The organism is Maribacter sp. Asnod1-A12 (genome assembly GCF_045063735.1).
In the GTDB taxonomy this organism is placed as follows: domain Bacteria; phylum Bacteroidota; class Bacteroidia; order Flavobacteriales; family Flavobacteriaceae; genus Maribacter.
On sequence record NZ_JBEFNZ010000006.1, the window covers coordinates 367637 to 391648 of the forward strand.

General features: G+C 35.6%; 15 protein-coding genes. 5 read left to right on the top strand and 10 right to left on the bottom strand.

The annotated features are described in order from the left end of the window. Positions 1 to 78 precede the first annotated feature (78 nt). Positions 79 to 3096 carry a tetratricopeptide repeat protein gene (locus ACJJVP_RS01555; RefSeq protein ID WP_405410235.1) on the bottom strand — a complete coding sequence of 1006 codons (3018 nt, stop codon included), beginning with the start codon at positions 3094 to 3096 and terminating at the stop codon, positions 79 to 81. A 155-nt stretch (positions 3097 to 3251) separates the two neighbouring features. On the opposite strand from ACJJVP_RS01555, the gene ACJJVP_RS01560 reads away from it, so the two are divergent. The 3 genes from ACJJVP_RS01560 (at position 3252) to ACJJVP_RS01570 (ending at position 7860) form a co-directional block, all read left to right on the top strand. After that, a complete protein-coding gene (locus tag ACJJVP_RS01560) occupies positions 3252 to 3935 on the top strand; it encodes a cell division ATP-binding protein FtsE (protein ID WP_405410237.1) in 684 nt (227 codons plus the stop codon). Between the two features lie 48 nt (positions 3936 to 3983). Further along, on the top strand, positions 3984 to 5138 hold the full coding sequence (locus ACJJVP_RS01565; protein WP_405410239.1) for a DUF3800 domain-containing protein: 1155 nt from the start codon (positions 3984 to 3986) through the stop codon (positions 5136 to 5138). A 94-nt stretch (positions 5139 to 5232) separates the two neighbouring features. Then, a complete protein-coding gene (locus tag ACJJVP_RS01570; RefSeq protein WP_405410241.1) occupies positions 5233 to 7860 on the top strand; it encodes an MGH1-like glycoside hydrolase domain-containing protein in 2628 nt (875 codons plus the stop codon). Positions 7861 to 7866: 6 nt separating this feature from the next. Here ACJJVP_RS01570 and ACJJVP_RS01575 read toward each other — a convergent pair whose 3' ends face one another. Genes ACJJVP_RS01575 through ACJJVP_RS01585 form a run of 3 tightly spaced genes read right to left on the bottom strand, consistent with a single transcriptional unit; the run spans position 7867 to position 11077 of the window. Beyond that, positions 7867 to 8937, bottom strand: coding sequence for a mandelate racemase/muconate lactonizing enzyme family protein (locus ACJJVP_RS01575; protein ID WP_405410243.1), 1071 nt, complete (start codon positions 8935 to 8937; stop codon positions 7867 to 7869). Then, positions 8934 to 10007: a DUF1611 domain-containing protein gene (locus tag ACJJVP_RS01580; protein ID WP_405410244.1), complete on the bottom strand. Its 1074-nt coding sequence runs from the start codon at positions 10005 to 10007 to the stop codon at positions 8934 to 8936. Before ACJJVP_RS01580 ends, ACJJVP_RS01575 begins: the two co-directional genes overlap by 4 nt. A gap of 8 nt (positions 10008 to 10015) precedes the next feature. Then, positions 10016 to 11077 (bottom strand): pyridoxal-phosphate dependent enzyme, encoded by a 1062-nt coding sequence (locus ACJJVP_RS01585; RefSeq protein ID WP_405410245.1) that lies wholly within the window; start codon positions 11075 to 11077, stop codon positions 10016 to 10018. Between the two features lie 266 nt (positions 11078 to 11343). Here ACJJVP_RS01585 and ACJJVP_RS01590 point away from each other — a divergent pair, with 266 nt between their 5' ends. Together ACJJVP_RS01590 and ACJJVP_RS01595 are read left to right on the top strand one after the other, a co-directional pair. Continuing rightward, on the top strand, positions 11344 to 12249 hold the full coding sequence (locus ACJJVP_RS01590; RefSeq protein WP_405410247.1) for a serine hydrolase: 906 nt from the start codon (positions 11344 to 11346) through the stop codon (positions 12247 to 12249). Between the two features lie 28 nt (positions 12250 to 12277). After that, complete coding sequence (locus ACJJVP_RS01595) at positions 12278 to 15097, top strand: Npt1/Npt2 family nucleotide transporter (protein WP_405410249.1); 2820 nt, start codon at positions 12278 to 12280, stop codon at positions 15095 to 15097. A gap of 63 nt (positions 15098 to 15160) precedes the next feature. Here the strand turns inward: ACJJVP_RS01595 and ACJJVP_RS01600 are convergent, their stop codons facing one another. The 6 genes from ACJJVP_RS01600 to lgt all read right to left on the bottom strand — a co-directional run bounded on the left by ACJJVP_RS01600 (position 15161) and on the right by lgt (position 23974). After that, positions 15161 to 17788, bottom strand: a complete 2628-nt coding sequence (locus ACJJVP_RS01600; RefSeq protein WP_405410251.1) for an MGH1-like glycoside hydrolase domain-containing protein — start codon at positions 17786 to 17788, stop codon at positions 15161 to 15163. Between the two features lie 313 nt (positions 17789 to 18101). Further along, positions 18102 to 18410: a hypothetical protein gene (locus tag ACJJVP_RS01605; protein ID WP_405410253.1), complete on the bottom strand. Its 309-nt coding sequence runs from the start codon at positions 18408 to 18410 to the stop codon at positions 18102 to 18104. A gap of 77 nt (positions 18411 to 18487) precedes the next feature. Next, entirely contained in the window at positions 18488 to 19774 is a 1287-nt protein-coding gene (locus ACJJVP_RS01610) for an APC family permease (RefSeq protein WP_405410255.1), read from the bottom strand. Positions 19775 to 19950: 176 nt separating this feature from the next. Next, a complete protein-coding gene (locus ACJJVP_RS01615; RefSeq protein WP_405410257.1) occupies positions 19951 to 22188 on the bottom strand; it encodes an ATP-binding protein in 2238 nt (745 codons plus the stop codon). A 171-nt stretch (positions 22189 to 22359) separates the two neighbouring features. Next, entirely contained in the window at positions 22360 to 23109 is a 750-nt protein-coding gene (locus ACJJVP_RS01620) for a DJ-1/PfpI family protein (RefSeq protein WP_405410259.1), read from the bottom strand. Positions 23110 to 23137: 28 nt separating this feature from the next. Continuing rightward, the gene (lgt, locus tag ACJJVP_RS01625; protein ID WP_405410260.1) at positions 23138 to 23974 is read right to left on the bottom strand and encodes a prolipoprotein diacylglyceryl transferase; all 837 of its coding nucleotides are present in this window, start codon (positions 23972 to 23974) and stop codon (positions 23138 to 23140) included. Positions 23975 to 24012: the final 38 nt, after the last annotated feature.

Here is a 24012-nt window from a genome sequence, read left to right on the forward strand (position 1 = left end):
CGTCGAAATCTAAATAAAATTTTCAATTCAATGTTTCACGGGCTTGCCCGGGGTTTGTTTATTAGTGTACATATTTTTTTAATTAGGATCTACAGAAGAGTTACTTTTAGCCTCTTTAGATTTTATGATAGCCAGCTCTGCTCTTGCCTCGGCAACAATTTCTGGGTACTGTGTAAAGTTTGTTATGACACTTTCAAGAATATATGTCGCTTGGTAGGCATCATTTAAAGCGTAGTAGTTTTTAGCCATGAGCACTAAACCTTTACCGCCCCATTCTTTGTAGACTGCATAGTCTTTCGCTAATTTCTGAACTGCAATATTAGAGTTCTCATAGGACCCATCTAAATTTTCAAAATAGGCATTGTAATACAGTGCTTCTGCCGCTGTTGCCCCAGATGCAATTTTCAATACCTCGGCGTAGGCAGATTTTGCTTTTGCCTCGTCATTTGTTGCAATGGCAGATCTTGCGATCATAATTTGCGCATCACTCTTAATTCTATTATCAATATTCGAAGTTGCCAATACTTTGTCTGCATATTCCAAGGTCTTCGGATAGTTCTTTTGCTTGTAATACCCTTTCATTAAGTTAGAGCGAGCAAATGTTCTGTTCTGTGAAATGTTTGCCTGACTCTCTAATTTCAATAAATATGGCAATGCAATTTGATAATCATCCTTAGAAATATAAACTTCACAAACACGAGTCAACGCCTGTTCTGCATATTCGCTAGTGCTTCTATCGGCAACATATTTGTAATACGGTAAAGCCGATTCTTTTTCTCCTTTCCCGAAGTATAATTGCGCTAAGCTAAAGTTAGCATCTACGGCATGTAGACCAGTTGGGAACTGTTGAATGTAATTTTTATAACCTTTAATGGCTGCATCAACATTGCCTTCTAAATTCTGTTTTTGCGCAGCATCGAAAGTGGCGTTGTCCAATTCCGCATCGGTCACCTCAACAAAATCGAGTCCGCGAACCCACTCAGCATATTCGTTTACGCGACCCATATCCACATACACCAATTTAGCCGTTGCAACAGCCTGTATGGCTTCTTGTGTTTTTGGAAAATCGCGTACAACCGTTTTAAACTTTGCCAAGGCAGCTTCGTTTCTAGCGGCATTATAATTTACCAATCCCTGCCTCATTAATGCCTGTGGCACCAATGAACTACCTCTAAATTCACTGATCAAACGATCGTAAGCAGCAAGACCTTTGTTCTCTTGACCTTGAGAAACATAGGTGTTTCCTAATTCAAATAAGGCATCATCTTTAAAACTAGATCTTGGGTATTGACTTACAAATTCTTCTAAGTTTTCAATTTTGCTATCACCTTTATCAACATAACCATAGCTCATCGCTTTTTGATAAAAAGCATAATCTTTCTCTGGTCCCGTTAATGCCAATGCTTTATTATAGGTTTCAATAGCTGGCCAGTATTTACTAGTAGCGTAGTAGCTATCACCCAATCTTAAATAACCATCATGTAATTTTTCCACTTCTGAATTTCCGTTGGCTGTAAACGAATTGAAATAGGTAATGGCATCGGAATAGTCTTTTTGTTTAAAATAGCCATATGCCAAATTGTAATCTACATCGGCATACATTTCTGTGTTTTTTGCGGATGGATTATTCTTGAAAGCCGTATAGCCCTGTACTGCTTCATTGAAACGATTAGATAGATAATCAGATTCTGCTTTCCAATAATTAGCTCTTGCTTTAAAGAGCATGTCTTCCGCACTATTTAAAGATTTATTGAAATTTTCAGCTGCAGCATTATAATCGCCTTCCATAAAAAGTTCGATACCTCTGTAATACGCTACTTTTTGATAGACAGCTTTACTGGCATAGTTCTTATTCTCTTCTAGCAACCTCATTGCACCTTCAAAGTTCTTTGAAGTAATGTATGAATCTACCAACAAGGTCTGCATCTCATCTTGATGCTCATCTTTAGGGTATGTTTTTAAATAATTTGTAATTACCTGCGGAACCGGCTCGTAGGCATTACCCACCTCATAACTTAAACGTGCATAATTAAGAAATGCATCTTTTTGAATCTCGGCACTATAATCCATTTGAGAAGCATTACGGAAAGCATTTAGGGCTTCCTGCTTCTTATCCAACTTCAAATAACATTCTGCCAAGTGGTAATATGCATTTTGTGCAACACTATTGGTACCTCCTATAATTTTATTGAATTGAGCGATGGCACTGGCATAGTCGCCACCTTTATAATAGGCGTAACCTAAGTAGTAATAATCCGTATTATTCCACTTACCACCTTTACCGTTGTATTCCGTTAGATACGGAATCGCATTTTCATATTGCTTCAAGTTGAAATAACTCTCCCCGATAATCTTGTTCAATTCAGATACTTCTCGTCTATCAGCTTTTGGCAGTTGTTTTTTCGCCAAAGCGATCGCCTCTTCGAATTTACCCAACTTAAAATTCATATCCGCCTGATAATAGCTCAGCTTTTCCTCTAAGACATCTTGATCTGTAATTTGATCAAAACGCTGATTTGCCGTTTCATAATCATCTTCTTGATATGAGATATAACCCAAGTAATATTTTGCTTGAGATCCGTATACTTGAGAATTGGCAACTTTTTCTAAATACTTCTCCGCCTCTTTCGTTTTACGTGATGAGAATAAAGAGTAGCCATAATTAAAGTTAAACTTATCCATCTCGCCACGAGAAAGGGAGCTTTGATCTACTTTGTTGTACCACTTTAAAGCATATGGGTATTTACCTGTTTGAAAATAATACTCTGCCACATCGGCAAAGGCAGAATTACGTTTGGTAGAAGTGGGATATTTTTCCACAAAATCCTCCATCAATCGGTCTGCACCCATCTGGTTTAAACGTACTGCCGCATTGGCTGCGTAGTATGCACTATTGGCAGCGGTCTCTTCGTCTTTTGTAGACACTTTAACCTTCTCAAAAATGGTCTGTGCAGCTTGGTATTGTTCGTTGTTGTATAGCGCTAGCGCGTCTTGAAAAGCCTTTTGCTCATGAGTATAAATCTTAGTTTCTTGGGCATTGGTCAAAGCAACCAAACCGAATACCAATGGAATAAAAGCGGTGATTTTTTTAAGCATAGTGTTCTGTACCTATTTAGAATTACCAGTATCACATGTGATAACGGCAAAAATTGTACCTAAGTATGTGTAATACCCCTTCAAAAAAAAAGATTTTAAAAAAGGGTTCTCTAATATCAAATGGAACTTATTACTTTTATAACAACATTTGCGTTATGGAAGAGATTGTTTTAGAACTTAAGGATGCCTCTATTTTTCAAAAAGAGAGTTTGGTGTTGAGTGAAGTAACTATAAAAATTGCCAAGGGGGAATTTGTATACCTTATTGGTAAGACCGGTAGCGGTAAAAGTAGCTTCATGAAAACCCTGTATGGCGATTTACCTTTGCAAAAAGGTGAAGGTCATGTGGTTGACTTTGACCTTAAAACATTGAAAGAAAAAGATATTCCGTTTTTACGTAGAAAACTGGGTATTGTTTTTCAAGATTTTAAATTACTTCCAGACCGAAATATTAACCAGAATATGTTTTTTGTTTTAAAGGCAACCGGATGGACAGATAAGGCAAAAATGGATGATAGGGTTTCTAACGTACTTGAAAAAGTAGGTATGAAAACCAAGGGATTTAAGTTTCCGCATGAACTTTCTGGCGGGGAACAACAACGTATTGCCATTGCACGTGCCTTATTAAACGATCCTGAACTGATTATTGCCGATGAGCCTACCGGAAACCTTGATCCACAAACCAGTGTAGAGGTTATGAAGGTATTACAGGAAATCAATAAATCTGGCAGAACTATTTTAATGGCAACCCATGATTACGCATTAATACTGAAATTCCCATCTAAAACAATTAAGTGCGACGCCAATAAAGTATTTGAGGTAGTGCAGAGAGCGGTTTAAAAAAGATTTTAATGATATACTCCCCCTTAATCTCTTAATAATAAAAATTTGGGTGACAAAATAGGGTTTATTGACGAATCAGGTGATAAAAGTATTCATTTTACAAAGGATGGTGTGTCAACATTCTTTATCGTAACCGCAATTATTTTAGATGAATATTCAGTAGATAAAACTAGAGAACAATTTGTTGAAATTGCAGCAAAACATACTCGAGCACCTGAAATTAAATCTAGTGCTAAAGCCTTTAGAGATTTTGACAAAAGAATTGATTTTATAAAAGATATTTCTAAACTTAATTTCAAAATCTATAGTATCATAGTTGATAAAAGAGAAGTTTTTGAAGATAGTGGATTACAATTTAGAAACATATTTTATAAATATGTCAATGGTCTATTAGACCGAGAACTATATGATTATTATCCATATTTGAAATTGATTTCAGACAATCACGGCTCTGAAAAATTTATGGATGGCTTCGTTAGTTATGTTGAGAAGAACCATAAACAAACAGAATTATTTAGAGGACCAAAGTTCGAATTCTGTGATAGTAAAAATGAACCACTAATACAATTAGCGGATTTTATTGCTGGTAGTTTATCTCGGTGCTATGATCCCAAAAAAATTAACCCAAGAAGTCCTGAGATATTAAAGATTCTAGACGAGCATATTCTACATTTAAGAGAATGGCCGGAAAACCCTCGACATAAATATTCTAATATTGAATTAGAAGACGAAAAATTCAATAAAGAACTAGTCGATTTCATATTCTTTAGAATCAAGAACTTTATTCATATTAATGCAGAGAATCCAGCTATTGAAATTAAAAATCAATTAATATGCCTGAACTACTTAGTCTTTAGATTTAAGAAAGACCCTCATGAATATATCTATTCAGATGAAATAATAGATAGAATAAGGGTTCGTAATATTCATATTACTAAACGAATATTTAGTAAAGAAGTAATTGGCAATTTGAGAGAAAATAAAATATTGATAACAAGTTCTCAAAGTGGATATAAAATTCCATGTTGTCGTGGTGATATAATTCGTTTTTACAATAATTATAGTTCAAAAGTTATTCCGATGATTGAAACTTTAAAAAAGACTGATATCGTAATCAAAAGTGCAACCTCTGGAAAAATTAATTTATTAGAAGAAATAGATTTCGACTATATTAAAAGACTAACTGACATTAAAAAGTAATAATATATATTCCACAAAATAGATTCAAAAAATTAACAGTTATCTTAGAATCCATTTTCTATTTATAAGGAAGTTATAAAATCCTCCAAAGCAAATGAAAAACCCTGAAAAAAAACGTTTAGATCAACAACATACCGAAGAAAAAGATTGGTTAAAATGGGGTCCTTATTTAAGTGAACGCCAATGGGGTACGGTACGTGAAGATTATAGTGTAGGTGGCGATGCCTGGAACTACCTACCTCATGACCATGCAAGAAGTCGCGCTTTTCGTTGGGGAGAAGATGGTATAGCTGGTATTAGTGATCGTTATTGCAATATGTGTTTTAGTATTGGTTTATGGAACGGTAAAGATCCAATTATAAAAGAGCGTCTTTTTGGTTTAACAGGACCGCAGGGAAATCATGGGGAAGATGTAAAAGAGCTGTATTACTATTTAGAGAATACACCCTCTCACTCTTACATGAAGTATTTGTACAAGTATTCGCAGAAAGCATACCCATACAATCAATTGATTGACGAGAACCAAAAGCGCAATCGTAGAGAGCTTGAATTCGAGTTACTGGATACCGGTATTTTCGATGATAACACCTACTTTGATGTAAGCACGGAATATGCAAAAGGTGATGAAACCGATATTCTTATTAAAATTACGATTACCAATAGGCATTCAAAACCGGCACCTATCACTTTATTACCACAAATGGTAATGCGTAATCACTGGACATTTAAAGAAATGTCTAGAAAGCCTGTTATCACTCAAAAAGGAACAAAATCGAATCCTTTCGTAAACATTGACCACCCGTATGTAGGCAATTATAATCTCTATTTTCAAAAGGCAGCGCAGTTATTCTTTACAGAGAATGAAACCAACAAAGAGACCATTTATAAAGAGAAAAACGACCATCCCTTTAAAAAAGATGTGTTCAATAATGCTGTCTGCAACAATGATTTTGAGTTAGCGACAAAGAATAATTCAGGAACAAAATTCGCTCCACTATATCAAGTTATTTTAGATGGTGGAGAATCACAAACATTTCAACTTCGTTTAACCGAAGAAACACTTGAAGCACCTTTTGCCGACTTCGATGCTATATTTAAAAAGAGACAAAAAGAGTGCGCTCAATTCTATGATGAAATAGCCCCAAAGGCAAGCGAAGACAGAAAGGCGATTTTAAAACAAGCCTTTGCCGGTTTACTTTGGACGAAGCAATACTATAACTACGAAGTTGAGAAATGGTTAGAAGGTGATTACAAAACCACTCCGCCACCAAAAGAGCGTAAGCTTGGTAGAAATAGCCAATGGAAAACACTACGAAATCATGATATCCTTTCTATGCCAGATGCTTGGGAATACCCTTGGTATGCTGCGTGGGATTCTGCATTTCACTGTGCATCGTTCGCCTCTATTGATCCAGAATTTGCGAAAGACCAACTACTATTGTTCACCAAAGAATGGTACATGGCACCTAACGGACAAATACCTGCGTACGAATGGAATTTCAGTGATGTAAATCCGCCAGTACAGGCATGGGCAACCTTACAGATTTACGGCACCGATAAATCTATTACAGGCGTACCGGATATTAAATTCTTAAAACGGATGTTCAATAAACTCAACTTGAACTTCAACTGGTGGGTAAACCGTTTAGATAGAAATGACAACAATGTTTTTCAAGGCGGATTTTTGGGCTTGGATAATATCGGAGTATTTGACCGTAGCCATGGTGTACCCGGTGGCGGTTCTTTAGACCAAGTAGATGGTACTGCTTGGATGGCAATGTACAGTCTAAACATGCTAGAAATCAGTCTACGTATTGCAGAACATGACGATTCGTATGAAGATATGGCAACCAAATATTTCGGCCATTTCATATTCATAGCCGAAGCATTGAACAAAATGGACACTGATAAAGCCAATACATGGGACGATGTTGAAGGTTTCTTCTATGACCGCTTAACGCTACCTGACGGACAATCGACCACTATAAAAGTTCGATCAATTGCCGGTATGTTGTCATTGGCAGCTGTGCTTACGATCAAGAAAAGTGTATTGGATAAATTCCCGAAATTTAAGGCAAGTGTTCTTTGGTTTAAAAAGTACCGTGCAGAGAATTTAAAATATGAAGTGATACAGCAGTATGAAGAAAATGGAGATTTACTTCTATCGTTAGTACCAAAAGACAGAATGCAAAAATTAGTTGCCGCACTTTTAGATGAGAAAGAATTTTTGAGTGAATATGGCATTCGATCATTATCAAAAATACATGAGAAAGCATATCAAATTCATATAGATGGTATAGATTACTCCATTGATTATGAACCTGCAGAATCTACCGTTTCGTTATTTGGCGGAAATTCTAACTGGCGTGGACCTATTTGGATGCCAATGAACTATTTATTCATTCAGGCATTACGTGAGTACCAGTGGTATGACGGCAATGATTTTTTGTTCGAATACCCTACGGGAAGCTCAAAATTGCTGAACCTGAAACAAGTTAGTGATGAATTGAGCAAACGCTTGATCCACATGTTCGAGAAAGATGAAAAAGGCAATAGAGCCATCAACAAGAACTACGAAAAATATTACCAAGATCCTCATTTTAACGACTTGGTATTATTCTACGAGTATTTCCATGGAGAAAACGGTCGTGGTCTAGGAGCATCGCACCAAACAGGCTGGACCGCTTTAGTAGCCAACCTTATTGAGCAGTTAGAAGAATAAAGAAATCTACATAATATCCGACTCAGAGAAGCCTAATCCGTGTTTTTCGGTCGGATATAAGATTCCCTTTTCCAATTTGAAAATGGAGTGATACGGGTCGTCAATAATATCTAAATGCCCGTCTAGATCAGCATACACAATGTTTGGTCTAGATAGGGCAAAATGTAAACCGGCTGCGATACCTAATCCGCATTCATCGATACACCCTACCATGGCATCTAATTTCGCAGCTTTTGCTACTGAGTTGATATGCATACCTACCCAAATACCACCAACTTTCTGAAGTTTGATATTTACCATATCTACACGCTCGTTTTGTGCCAAACGAAATGCATCTGTCAAAGTTTTTAAGCTTTCATCTGCCATTATGGGAACATTTACCTGATCCATAACTTCGCCCAAACGTTCTTCAGCCTCAACTTTTGTTGGTTGTTCAAAAATCTCGACCCCAATAGCTGCAGTTGCCTTCACAAAGGCGACCGATTCTTTTACGGAGTAGCCCTGGTTACCATCGAAACGTAGTTCAATATTAGGATACTTTTCATGAATCATTCTCATCTTGGCAATATCCTCTTCAAGATTTGAACCACCTTTTATTTTTAAAATAGTGAAGCCTTGGTTTACAAATTCGGTCGCTTTCAGCAATGTTTCATCTACTCCCATAATACCAATAGTAATACTGGTAGCGATGCTATTACGATAGCCGCCTAAAAATTTATACAAAGGCACCTCAGCCTTTTTTGACATGATATCGAACAAAGCCAAATCTACCATTGCAAGAGCGGATGACCTTTTACCCAATAACTCCTTCAGCTCTAATAACAACATTGCATACGTAAATAGATCCTTACCCAATAAATACGGAATAATGATATTTTTAATAGCATAGGTAACATCACTTGGCGATTCATTTGTAACCACAGGATCTGGTGCAGCACAACCATAACCCACAATTTTACCATCGGTTTCAACCTTTAAGATAAAATTACTTGTACGGTCAATTGTTTCATAAGCAATAGTATAAGGGTCAGACAATTTCAAGTCTAAACGCTCAAAAGAAATATGGGTTATTTTCATTTCAATTTCTTCATTAAAAGTGCGATTAAATCTTCTGCACCATATTCCAATACATCAAAAGCAGGTAGTTTAGTTTCTAAGGTAATAGCCTTACAAACATCAAGAATTTCACTTTTTTCCATATCTTCATGATTGACAGTAATTGCTATAACTTGCTTACCAGAAATCACCTGAATGGCATTTATCTGTTGTTCTAAAGTGTGCATTTTATAACCTGGGAAGCCGTCATACTCTACTCTTTTTGGTGCATGTTGCAGAATTACATAATCTGGTCTACCGGCAGCTAGAATCTCAAATCCACCAGGGTATGCAGGGTTCATTAAGCTCCCCTGCCCTTCAATAACAATAACATCTGGGTCTTCATTATCATATGCACTGACCACAGCATGTTCAATTTCACCCGAAACAAAATCGTTGATACAGCTATCCATCACCATACTATATTTAGCACCTTGCATCCATCCTGTTTGTCCGGTTCCGATCATTTCTGCCTTTTTACCTGCATTACGAAATGCATGAACCAAAATCCAAGCCGTAGTACGTTTCCCCAAAGCAGAATCCGTTCCTAAAACCGCTAATTTTAAGCAGTCCACTTTTTCAATATCACCTGTAAAAAAATGTAATTGATCACGATCAGGCGTCTTTCTAATATCTCTAATTTTTACATTCTTCTCTTTAGCTAATTCCACCAGCTCAGAGTCATTAGTTAAGAAATCATGTAACCCACTATCTACGTTCCACCCTTGTTGCAAAGCAGCTTTAATGGTCGCTTTGGCAACTTGTGGTAATCTACCACCATCTGGCGCAAGACCGATAACCAAATAACTTGGCAAATTATTACTTGCTGTAAGTGCAACAATGGCAGCTTCTAAATCTTTAAAAACAGGAATTCCGTTAGGTCTACCATCTAAAACATCGCCAGCATCTCTGCCTGCATATCTTTCATCTAAAACACCCACAACTTCATAACGCTCGGTAAAGCGAACCAAACCATGTGCTGTTTTACCATTGGGAGTATTAAATGCACCCTCACAATATACCAATGCCTTACCGTCTGTAACTTTTTTCATTTTTATAATTAATTTTTTGCAGTGAGCACCGCCACAAAACGGTCTGGCTCAAAATTCATTTTATCGTCTAATTCTAAGAGTCCGATCAAACCCGCTGTAGATGCCGGTAAAATTCGAAATCCTTCTTTTTTATATAAAAGAGAAGTCATCTCTTTCAGTTTTTTATCGCTGATATTAAAAGCTTTCCCCTCAGATTCTTTCAATGCATACAATGCCTCTTCCCCATCGAAACTATGCCAGTTAATCAGTGGTTCGTTGTATTTCGTTTCTTTAATCGCCGCCGGGTTCAAATCTTTACAGTGATCTAATCCTAATAAATAAGACTCCACAATCGGGTTCTTATGCGATGATGATGCCGCTATCATTTTAGGAATACGAGACGTCTTTCCTCTTTTGTACAGATTTACAAACCCCCTATAAATGCCTGCGAACAACGTTCCATTAGAAACAGGTACCGCACAGTATTTAGGCGCATCACCTAAATCTTCAAAAATCTCTTGAGCAATTTGAGCATAGGCAGATATTTGAAGAGGAGTATTTGCACCACCAGGGTTGGCATCATACCAACCATGTTCGGCTGCTAACCGAGAACTTTCGGTAACCACATCTTCATAGCTACCAGAAATACGAATAATCTCTGCACCCAAGGTTTCCATTTCTAAAATACGATCAGTATGGTAACTTTCTGGAATGTAAATTTTGCAAGCGATACCCGCTAAATCTGAAGCCAAAGCCATTGCCACACCGTAATTACCACACGTAGCCAAACTAACTACTTTAAACTCGCGACGCAGTGCATCATACAATTGGGCAAAAGCGATGCGGTCTTTTTGTGTTCCCGTAGGGTTGTCGCCTTCGTACTTAAGGTATAGTTGACGAACATCAAATTCACGCTCTAAAGTCTTTGCCCGATGCAAACCAGTGTCCCCAACTTCTAAACTTATAATATCTTCAAAGCACTCTAAACGGTCTACTAAAGATTTGCTTGTATCCTTAACCATATCGCTGAGTCTACGTGCCTCTGCAGACACTTTATTCTCAGCAGTTTTTACACCATCTTTAAGATTCATAAGTTTGCATATATTCTATAATTTAAGATACAGTTATTTAATTGAATGTCAATATAAATTTTTAACCCATTTGCTCTTTATAAAAGGGATGCATAGGTACTATATAATCTGAAAATAATTAGAATTTTAACACAGCATTTGACAGTATACCGGGCTATACAGTGATTTTACGGTACTTTTATTATTTTACATAAACATGAAAATTAACATATAGTAAATGATTGCATAACCTAATTTTGACTACATTTTTAAATAAGCAAAAATCAATGAAAACTACCCGAATCTTTTTTCTTTTTTCATTTCTATTTTGTGCTGTCATAAACGCACAAGATGAGTTACCCTTACGAATAGATAATTCGAAGATCAAGCCCTTACAAAAACTGCTTGATAGTTCTTTACAAACGAACTTAAGAGATGAATTATCATCGCATCCAGAATGGAACGATTTGATCGTACAAAAGAAAATGGCTGTTGGTCTAGTTGATTTAAGTAATCCAGAAAATGTGCGTTTTGCACGTGTAAACGGTAATCATATGATGTATGCCGCTAGTTTGCCTAAAATAGCAATTCTTTTAGCCGCTATGGATGCTATTGAAAAAGGCGAACTAAAGGAAACTGCAGAAGTAAAGAAAGACATGCGTTTAATGATCAGTAAATCTGACAATGCCGCATCTACCAGAATGATCGATCGCGTGGGGTATGAAAAATTAGAATCAGTGATGTGCGATCCCAAATATGCCTTTTATAATGAACAAAAAGGAGGCGGTCTTTGGGTAGGCAAACGTTACGGCAGTGGTGGAGAAACCAACAGAGAGCCCTTAAAAAATCTGAGTCACGCCGCATCTGTAACCCAAGTCTGTAGATATTATTATCTGTTGGCGAACGGTAAGTTGGTCAATGAAAAACGATCCAAGCAAATGCTTGATATTATGGAAGATCCAGAACTGCACCATAAATTTGTAAATACGCTGGATAAGATCGCTCCCAATGCCAGGTTGTTCAGAAAATCGGGCTCTTGGCGTACCTATCATTCAGATTCCATATTGGTTTGGGGCGAAGACAGCAATAGAAGATACATTTTGGTTGCACTCATAGATGATGCCAATGGAGAACAAATAATAAGAGATTTAGTAAAACCAATTGAAAAGGTGTTAAAAAAGCCAGTACTTTAGATCTTGGAATACAGATGCCCATTTCTTGATGGTAGAAAGACTGATTAAAAAAATATTCGATGTACGTGAAGGCGAGTTCAAAGTATCTCTTTGGATGCTCGCCTACATTTTTTTGGTCATAGCCGTATTACTGATCATAAAACCTACGGTAAACGCTCTTTTTCTTTCTGAACTAGGTGTTGAACAATTGCCTTTTGCTTTCTTGTTAGTTGCAATAACTGCCGTAGCTACCTCTTATTTCTATTCAAAAGCAGTATCAAAATTTCCGCTTAAAAAAGTAATTGAGGTGACCATTATTAGTTCTATTGTCATTTTAATAGGCTTGGGTATACTGCTCTCGCTAGATGTGGTCAGCGGTGTGTTGCTCTACTTCTTTTATATATGGGTAGCAATTTATGCAGTATTATCTGCATCGCAATTTTGGGTATTGGCAAACTTGGTATTCAATATTCGTGAGGCTAAAAGACTGTTCGGCTTTATTGGATCAGGAGCTATTATTGGTGGTATTTTCGGCGGATACCTCACCTCTATTCTTGCCCAACTAATTGGCAATGAAAACTTAATGTTCGTTGCTGCCCTGCTCCTTTTCTTTTGTATTCCGCTATTAAGAAGAATCTGGAATATCAGAGTACGAAAAAACGGAAGCGTCAAGAAACACAAGTCGGCATCTAACATTTCAGAGCCGCCATTAAAACTCATCTTAAAATCTAAACACCTTACCTACATTGCCAGTATAGTAGCCGTTAGTGTTGTGGTTGCCAAATTAGTAGATTACCTGTTTAGTGATTTTGCCTCATCTGCAATTACCGATGCCGACGACCTTACTGCATTTTTCGCTTTTTGGTTTTCGACTTTCAACTTATTATCTCTAATTATACAGCTATTTTTCACCCATAGAATTGTAGGTATTTGGGGTGTAGGTTTTTCATTGCTTTTATTACCCATTGGTATATTCGGAGGAAGTATTCTGTTTCTATTATTACCAGAGCTCTCAGCAGTGGTAGTAATTAAGGCTATGGATGGAATACTAAAACAGTCTATTCATAAAAGTGCCTCGGAATTACTGACCTTACCGCTGCCTTTCGACCTTAAGAATAAGACGAAATCATTCATCGATGTCGTAGTAGATAGTTTAGCCACAGGTATTGCCGGATGCCTATTAATATTTGTAGTGCGTGGGCTAAATCTGCCTTCATTCTATATTGGCGTTTTAATCATCGTACTGGTATGTTTATGGTTGTATTTCATTTATAAAGTTAGAATAGAGTATTACAAAACCTTTAGAACGAATTTAGAGGTATTCACAGATAGTGGCAAAAAGACCAAAAAAATCTCCCAATCAAAAGTATCTATAGTGTCTGGCATGCGCACCGTATTTAAAAATGGCACCGAAGAGCAAATTCTTTTTATGCTCGAAAAATTGATGGAAATTAATGACAAACGTTTTGCTGATGATGTAGAGTTATTATTAGAACACCCTAGCAACAAAGTGAAGTTATCGGCGATTCAGAATTTATACTTTTTAAACTCAAAAAGTATGACTGCCGAGGTCTCTGAGTTATTGAAAATCGAAAATAGAGAATTAACCATTGCTACTTTGGCTTATGTTTTAAGTTTTGCCCACAAAGACAAATCTTTCGTTTTTGATGCGTATTTAGAACATTCTAATGAGCGAATTGCAATGGCAGCACTATACTGTTTGGCGAGAGCCGCAAAAAACAACTACTCCTTAAAGCAACGTTATTCGTTATTGGACCGTATTTCAGTTGCTATCAAGAATATTAAAGCAAACCAAAAAAATCACTCTTACATAGTAGCTGTCATTGAAATTTTAGGCGTGGCAAATATGCCTATTTTCTACAATAAGCTCATTGCCTTTCTACATCATGAAAACGAAGAAATCGTAATCACGACAATAAAGTCCATTGGGGTAGCAACTGACCCGACATTAGCTCAACATATAATTCCGTTTTTAGCACAAAAGAATTATAGGCCAACTGTAATGCAAGCTTTTAAACAATATGGGGTACAGATTTTACCTTTGTTACGAAACAATGTGCAAGAACGTTTACAACCCTTAACGGTACTTCGGTTTATACCTGCAGCAATGCAATCTTTTCATTCAAAAGAAGCTGTGCATCATTTATTAGCCATTTTAACAGATAATGACCTTACCGTTCGTTTAGAAGCAATTCGTGCTTTAAGTGCCATAAGAACAACGCATCCGCAATTAAAATTCAATCGATATAAAGTGGTCTCGGTCATTTTTGATGAATGTAAACTACATCATCAGACCTTATCGTCTATGCATACGCAGATTATTATATCGTACCGAAATAGAAATAAATCTAAAAAAGAAATTAGCGATGCCGAACGCGATGCTCGCACCAGTCTTTTAGAACTTTTAGAACGCCGACTAGATTCTGGATTGGAACGTATTTTTAAACTCTTAGGCTTACGTTACCATCAAAAAGATGTTAGTATAGCTTATGAAGGCTTATTGAGCGAGAAACAAGAAGCACAGCACAATGCCATTGAATTCTTGGACAACCTTTTGACCGGTGAACTTAAGCGAAAACTGTTGCCAATTATTGAAGAATCTGCTTTAGATATTTCATCTGAAGAAGAACTTCAAAAAATAAAGCATAAAATACCGACAGAACTGGAATGCTTTAAATTGCTACTACAAGGCAATGACCTTAAAATAAAACTTGCAGTGCTTTACCTTATTGCTCAGCAAAAGGAGCCTCGGTATTTAAGTATAGTCGAAAGTTATTTAAATGATGAAGATCCTAAAATTAGGAGTTTTGCAGTAGAGGCACATGAAGCTATCACATCTGTAGTATAGTATCAAAAACAAAAAGCGAGATATTTTCATACCTCGCTTTTTTAGATTTTACAAAAGTCTACGTTAACTATTTTCCTCTAGTTCCATAACTAGGTTTGCAACCAAGGCTGTCCAACCAGTTTGGTGAGAAGCGCCCAAACCTTTACCTGAATCCCCATCAAAAAATTCATAAAAGAAATGCTCTTTTTTAAAGTGCTCATTTTTAGTAAATACATGATTAGTATCTTCTGAGTGGTACACAAACTTACCATCTTCATTAGGCTCAAACAATTTAATCAATCTTTTAGAAATCTCATTTGCAATTTCGTTCAAGTTTAATTTTACCCCTGAACCTGTTGGAAATTCATATACATATTGTTTACCATAGTATGAGTAATATTTACGAAGCGATTGTACGATCATATAATTTAAAGGCAGCCAAATTGGTCCACGCCAGTTAGAGTTACCTCCAAACATGTTAGATTGACTTTCCCCAGATTCATACGAAATGTGATGATGCCCGTTATGTTGAAAAACATACGGATGTTCTTCATGATATTTTGAAAGTGAGCGAATACCGTAATCGGACAAGAACTCTTTTTCATCAAGTAGACGAAACAACAATTTCTCTAATCGGAATCCGCGCATAATCGAGAACAGATAATTACCATCTGAATTAAATTCTTCGATATTAGAAATCAAAGAAGCCAAATCTGGTCTAGTTCTAACAATTTCTGCAGCTCTAACTTTAAAGTGCTTTAGCTCATCGAATAAGTCCTTGTGAATAATCTCTACAGCGAACATGGGTATAATACCCACCAATGACCTTACTTTTAATCGGTCTGTATTACCATTAGACATTTCTACAACATCGTAATAGAAATTATCTTCATCATCCCAAAGTGAAATGTCTTTTTGACCGATATGGTGCATTGCCCATGCGATATTCAAGAAATGTCTAAAAAATTTAGCCACACTATCCTCATAATTCGAATTCTCTTTTGCTAGCTCAAGAGACATACGAAGCATATTCAAGGTAAACATCGCCATCCAACTTGTAGCGTCTGCCTGCTGCATACGTGTAATACCTTCAGGCATGTGGTTTCTATCGAATACGCCAATATTATCCAAGCCTAGGAAACCGCCTTCAAAGAGGTTGGTTCCGCTTTTATCCTTTTGGTTGACCCACCATGTAAAGTTGACCAATAGCTTTTGATAGGCCTTCTCTAGAAAACTAAAATCTCCTTTACCGTTTCGCTTTTTATCTTTCTCATAAACCGTCCACACTGCCCATGAATGTACAGGTGGGTTTACGTCACTAAAATTCCATTCGTAAGCAGGTATTTGTCCGTTAGGGTGCATATAGCTTTCGCGCAATACCAATAGCAGTTGCTCCTTGGCAAAATACGGATCAATCTCTACGAAAGACGCCATATGAAAAGCAAGATCCCATGCTGCATACCAAGGGTATTCCCATTTATCCGGCATTGAAATTACATGCCTATTGGTCAAATGTTCCCAATGCTTATTCCTAGAATCTGTTCTATATGGCTTGGCTTCACCAGGTCCGCCAAATAACCATTTATAGACATCATAGTAGTAGAACTGCTTTGTCCAAAGTAAACCTGAAAAAGCTTTCCTGGCAATCTCTTGTTGCTGAACGGGAAGTTCCTTTTTTAAGATATCTCCATAAAACTCTTCACACTCTTTAATTCTCTTTTCAAAAATAGCATCATAATCACCCCACGGATCGGCAAGTTTCTTTTTACTAAGACGGACTTTTATTGATTTTTCTTCTCCTGATTTCAAGCGGAGTTTATGCCACACGGCAAATTTAGAACCTTTTTTATCTGGGTTTACCGTTGGTTGCCCATCAACAACATGATCATTGATACCATCTTTTACGTAATCCACTTCATTGGGCACACCATAAATACGCTGGTTGTTGGTTTCGTTCTCACAGAAAAGTTGCTCACCATCTTCATGATAAAAATAATAACGACCATTTCTCGTACTACGAGACTGTACGGAGCCGTCTGAAATAGATTTCATCTCAGGTCGCTCGAACCTTTTATTATGTTTCCAAAAGTTACGAAACCACAAATGTGGAAGCACATGAATACTGGCAGCTCTTGGTCCTCTATTAACAACAGTAACCTTCATTAAAATATCACCAACATCTTCTTTGGCATATTCAATAAAACAATCGAAATACGTATTATTGGCAAAAGCCTTGGTATCTAAAATTTCAAATTCAGCTTCTTCACGATTTCTACTTCTATTTTTTCTAACCAGTTCGGTATATGGAAACTTTTTATGAGGGTATTTGTATAAATATTTAGCGTAAGAGTGCGTAGGTGTTGACACTTGATGAAAGTAAAGTTCTTTTACATCTTCACCGTGGTTACCCTCATCGTTAGTTAAACCGAACAAACGTTCTTTTAAGATAGAATCCTTTCCGTTCCAGAAAGCAGGTGCCAGACATAAGATCTCTCTAGAATCGCAAAAGCCGCCAATACCTTCTTCTCCCCATCTATACGCATTACTTCGTGCTTTATCATGACCGACAAAACTCCAAGCATGCCCTTGCGGACTATAATCTTCCCTTACTGTACCCCATTGACGTTCAGCTAAATAAGGACCCCATCTTTTCCAATTTTTATAATTATCCTCAACGGCTAATCTTTCTTCCTCTGCATTTTTATGGACCATAAAGTCTTTTTCTTTTATACTCTTATTTTTTCAACTTTAATTGCAGAATAGCAAACTATAAAGTTGGACAAGTTTAATATCCAAAATTAGGATATACTGTTAAAAGTACTATTTGTTATAGTATAAGATTGACTAACGTGGACATCAAGTGATTAGTATTATTTAATCATTACAATAAATACAAATAGACTACTAACTTGTTAAATTTAACCTGATTAAACTATTAACATCACAATTGATGCAATGAATGAATATATAAGTTTTATAACACATTGTTAGAAATATATAGTTTTAATACGATTTTAGAATTGCGCTATCCACCTTGTCCGTTTTCTAAATTCATTGAAAAATAATAAAAGATAACGGAAAATATAATTAACGTAAGCATATAAAAAACAATGCCATATCTTGCTTTTTTCTTAACAAAAAACAAGGTAGCAAACACTATTATAAATATTAAATTAACTGCTATAAAAATTGGAAATAGCACCTCTTTACAAAACTCATCAAATTTGGTAAAGTGACCATCTGGAAAACCGATATTAGAACTTGTATAATATACAATCAACAATACGAATACACTAATAAAGACACCTATACCTGCAAATTTACGCTCTGTCATTTTTTTGTGCATCTTTCTGTGCTTGCAAAATATCGCCTTACTAATTATTATATAATGCCTTAGAAATAGCTCATCAACTACACTACTTTTGGCTTTGTTGCTTTGTATACAGTTTCAAGGAAAAAACAGAAAACAATAATACCCAATGCGGTTAAAACCCCAACTCTATTATCAGAAAACTGTTGAACAATCAAAGTAACGAATGCCAACAAACAAAGTATACAGGCAAATAAATGCACATAGCTTTTAGAATCCAGTTCCTTATGTTTTTTGAATCCTATATAATTTACAATGCAAAAAATCAATAAGAACCCTGCACTACCTGCCGTAGATATACTTTGAAGATTAAAGGAGTTAACCAATGCAATAGAAAGTATTGCCGTTATTAAATACCCTATAGGCTTGCCCCAAAACATATGACAGAAATACTTAGGCAACTCATCATCTTCGGCTATATCATAATTTACTCTTCCACTACCCAAAACTGTGGCATTAATAGCCGAAAAAGTTGAAATCAATGCGGTAACAGTAATTATAGTAAACCCTATTTGACCTAAAGTAGGTTCTGCCGCTTTTGCCAGAACATAATCTTCAGCATTCGCAATTTGCTCAAATGGTAAAGCCCCAACGGTTACAATTGCAATTAAGATATATAAAACTATTACGAAGCCTACCGCGCCAAAATATGCTTTTTCGGTATTCTTCTCTTTATCTTTTAAATCGGATATAGAATTTGCAATTAGCTCAAACCCTTCGTAAGCCACAAAAATGACCATACCTCCTGAAAGTATTAAAATAGGGCTCTCCCAATTACTCGGAGACAATTGTTTTAGGTTTTCTGGATGGATGGATAAGCCATAAAAACCAACACCTATGAATGCAATTAAAATAAAGAGTTTAATGATTACTGCTATAGATTCTATTTCACTAACCAATTTTATACTTAAATAATTAATGAATAATGCGATAAGCAATATTGAAGTTTGAAATATACGTGTGTCAATTTCTTGTGAATCTGAAAGGGTAATCAATTCGGTCGCATAAGATCCAAATGCCGATGCATATAGCGCCAACATAACTATATAACTAATCCATAATAAGTTATTGATACCGCCAGCAAAAATACCACTACCAAATTGTTGATGAACAAATTTTACAGTGCCACCATTTTCTGGATATTTCTTTGAAAGTTTAGCATACGAATAAGCCGTTAACATTGCAATGATACCTGCCCATAAAAATGCTACCGGGGTTCCTCCTTTGGCCAAAGAAACCGCTAGCCCAAGTACAGCAAAAATTCCGCCACCGACCATACCACCAATACCTATAGAGATTGCGTCTTTAAGTCCGATTTTCTTTTCCATTTTAAATTTTTTATTCAACTAAGTTACTTGTTACACTACAAAACATTACTTATTAAAAGTATCTGACCAATGCACGCTGACTTAAAAAAAAACTTTCTTGAAAGAACGATCGACCTAAAACAACGGTTATAATAAATACAACAATTGCATCTTATACTAGATGTATGAAAAATCGATTAAACGGTAGGGAGGTATATAATGAAAATCGATCCTTTTTCCTTTTCTCCTATAGCATATATATAACCATTATGTTTTTCTACAATCTTTTTGCAAATTGAAAGTCCTATGCCTGTACCTGAATATTCCGTTTTAGAATGTAATCTTTGAAAAACCTCAAAAATATTACTAGCAAATTCTGGGTCAAAACCAATTCCATTATCCCTAAAAGATATTTTATAATAGTATTCTGAATTTTTAATAAATGTTTCTTCGATTTCGCTACCTCTCAATCTAACTGAAGAAATAGTTACTTCTGGTGAAATATTATCTTTACGATATTTAATAGAATTACTTATCAAGTTGGTAACCAACTGTTCGATTTTAAATGGAATACCGTTAATTACTGGCAAATTATTATACGAAATGGTAGTAGCTGTATCTTTTATTAGTTGAGAAAGTTCTTCTTCTACTTTAGCTATTGTATCAATTAAAGCAACGCGCTCAAATTTTGAATTCACTTTATCTATTCTAGAATAAGATAAAAGATTCTGAATTAATTCGCGCATTCTAAATGTGGCTACTTTTATTTTACTGAAGTATCCTTGTACTGCATTAGGCATACTGTGCTCTTCATCATCTTCAATACGAGAAATAAACATCTGTATTTTTCGTAATGGCTCTTGTAAATCGTGACTTGCAACTCTATTAAAAGATTCTAATTCTTCATTACTTAATTTTAATTTCTCATAACTATCTAAGAGTGCCCTATCTTTTTCTACCTTATTCGTAATATCCTGAACTATACCTACAGATACCGGTCTATTATCAATCTTTACGTATCTTCCTTTTAGATCAAGATGCTTTACGCCTTTATTTTTAGTACAAACTCTATATGTAAATAAAGCAGACATACCTTTATCTTCTTGTTTTCTACTTAAAGCATCAAAAATAGAAACATCCTCTGGGTGTATAAATTCTTTATAGCTATCAAAAGTTACCTCAAATTCATTTGGTTCAACATCTAAAATTCTATAAAAATTATCAGATACCGTCGCTGAGCCATCATCAAGGTACCAGATAAAACTACCTACGCCCGCTACGTTCTCAGCTTCTTTAAAAATGGTATTTTGAAGACTTAGATCTTCATTTAGTTTTTGAAGTGTTTTTTCTCCCTCTTTAACCTTTGTAGTGTCCCAAGCTGTATTGGTTATTCCATTAGCAGATTTTACAATTGTATTTTGAATATATTTTTCTTTACCTTCAAAAACATAAACACTTTCATGTTCTTGATTATCACCAGTCAAAAAGCATTTTTTCATCAATTCATAAAGACCATTTTCCTGAACCATTGGATACATCTTTAAAAGTGAACCACCAATAACATCTTCTTGTTCAGAACCCGTTACTCTTTCAATAGCATTAGACGTATATCGAAATTGAAAATCTACAATCTTTCCTAGTGAATCTAAAATAGGCTCAAAATGACTTATAACATTGTTAGAGCTTTTATATACTCCTTTTAAAAAATCTTCGGTCTCTTCTAATTTTTTATTTTTATTAAAAACCTCACTGGTTACTTCATCAATTTCACCACGCTGTCTATAAATACTTATTGAACCTATTAAAAATATACCCAAAGCCGTTAAAGCCACCAGTAATGATGATAATGGCGTTAAAAATGACTGCGAAGTATATTCTTCTTTACGTGCCACCATTAAATAGTTCTCTTCTGAAAGCATTCTATCTTTAATGACTTGAGATTCTGCCACAATCTTTGCAATACGCCCTTTACGCTTAAATCGCATACCAGCTAGGTTAATTACTATACTATCTTTTAGCTTTAAACTGTCTTCTATGTTAGTGGTATCAAGAATAGTTGTAGTGGTATCTATTTCTAGCTCAATTTTATCTCGCAGCAATTTCAAAGCTTCAACACGCTCTTGTTGCGCATCGTTATCTGAGGTAAGTTTTTTTAGGCGATTTAATGACTGACCTAACTCTGTAACGATAATACCAGAGAGATTACTTTCTTCTTCTTCAAATAGTTTTTTAAGCTGAATAGCTTCGATTTCATTAAACTTCGCCGAAAGTTCTACAATAGACCGTTGTACTTCAAGTGTATGAGAAACCAAAGCACCGGTTTTATGAAGTCTTTGAACTTGATTGTAACCAACTGCTACCGTGTAAAGAAGTAAGCCAACCGCCAAAATCAATAAAACTATATATGTTTTCGTAGAAGCAATTAAGGACTTCATCTTTACAAAGACCCTTTGTTTTAGTTCACTTGTCATCTATAAGCATACATTAAATGAAAGGTAATTATCCATTTCGTTTCAATGAATGAATATACCCTATTTTCTAACTACAGGATAAAGTTCTGAAAAGAATTATGAAAAAAATACAACCACTTTTTAACCACTATATTATTATTCCCAATTTTGGAGTAGCTCAAGGTACAGGTAACTTTCTACAAATTTTCTATGTTCTTCATCTGTCATTACTTCAAGCAACTCTAAGGCGGTTATATAGCTTGCCAAATTACCGTTAGAAGACAAAAACTTGCCATCTTTCACAAAAGAGACTAAGCTATCATTTTGTACTTTTAAATTTGGATAGTCATTCTGCAATTGCTCTCCACCGCCGATCCATGTGACAATTTTATAACCGTCTGCGATGCCAGATTCTCCAATTAATTGTGCACCGGCACAATTACTAACGGTAAAGGTTGTCTCTTCATTTCTCTGTTTAATAAATTCTACAATCTCTTTATTATGAACTTGTGCGAACATATCATAAGCACTTGGCACAAACAAGGCAGTTAATTTCGGACAATTTTTAAATGTATAATCAGGTATAAAGCGTATACCTTCTTCGGTTATTATTGAAGTCTCTGTTTCTGCTATAGTTATAACATTAAAAAGTTGTTTACCCTCTTCTGAAGGTTTCGAAAAAACATCAGATGTAGCGATAACCTCGCTTTGCAAAACACCATTGTACATTAAAAGTCCGATAGTAGGTAGTTCGGCTTTGAAAGGTCTAAGATATTCAATTAAGGTATCCGTTTTACTTTTGTGTACAGTAAGAGTTTCTTGCGTAACCTTAGAACTTGATTTATCAATATTACAACCAAAAACAACCAACCCGGACAACAAAGCTAATGTAACAAATTTTCTCATTTGTATTCTTTTAAATACTTTCTAAACCTTAATCTGAAGTTTTAGTTAGCCATGAAATTTTATGATAATACATAAGCACAAACCCTAAAAGTATAAGCGGAATACTTAAAATTTGCCCCATATTAATTGACATTGAATCTTCAAATGCCACTTGATTTTCCTTTACAAATTCAATCATAAATCTCGCTGTAAACATCATAACAAAGAAAATTCCAACCATAAGTCCATTCCTCTTTTTTATCTTTTTAGATTTATAAACAAAAACAAGTACTATAAAAATCAGTACATAGGCTGCCGCTTCGTAGAGTTGTGTCGGGTGTCTTGGTATTAAGTCGTCTCTTTCAAAAACTACACCCCAGTTTCCACTTGTCGGTTTACCATATACCTCAGAGTTCATGAAATTTCCAATTCTTATACTTGCCGCCATTAAACCAGAACCAAGAGCTACCCTGTCCATTATCCATAAAATATTTGTTTTAGTTTTTCTAACATAAATGACAATGGCAATTACAATTCCGATTAATCCACCATGACTTGCAAGACCCTGAAAACCTATGAATTGAATCGATTCACCAACCTTTCTAATAGGCAATAGAACTTCAATTGGGTTTTGCATGTAATACTGAGGCTCATAAAAGAAACAATGCCCCAAACGCGCACCTAAAAATCCACCTGCAATAATGTACATTGACAATTGCTCCAAATTTTCGAGCGGTATTTTCTCTTCTTGATAAACTTTCTTAACAATAAGATAGCACAAAGCACAACCAATAGCCCATGAAAGGCTGTAGTATCTTATCGGAAAAGTATCAAATAGCGTAAAAATTTCAGGGTCTATATCCCAAAATATAATTCCATCTTTCACGTTGGTTTATTTTAATTTGATTGCTTTTTGGTTTTACC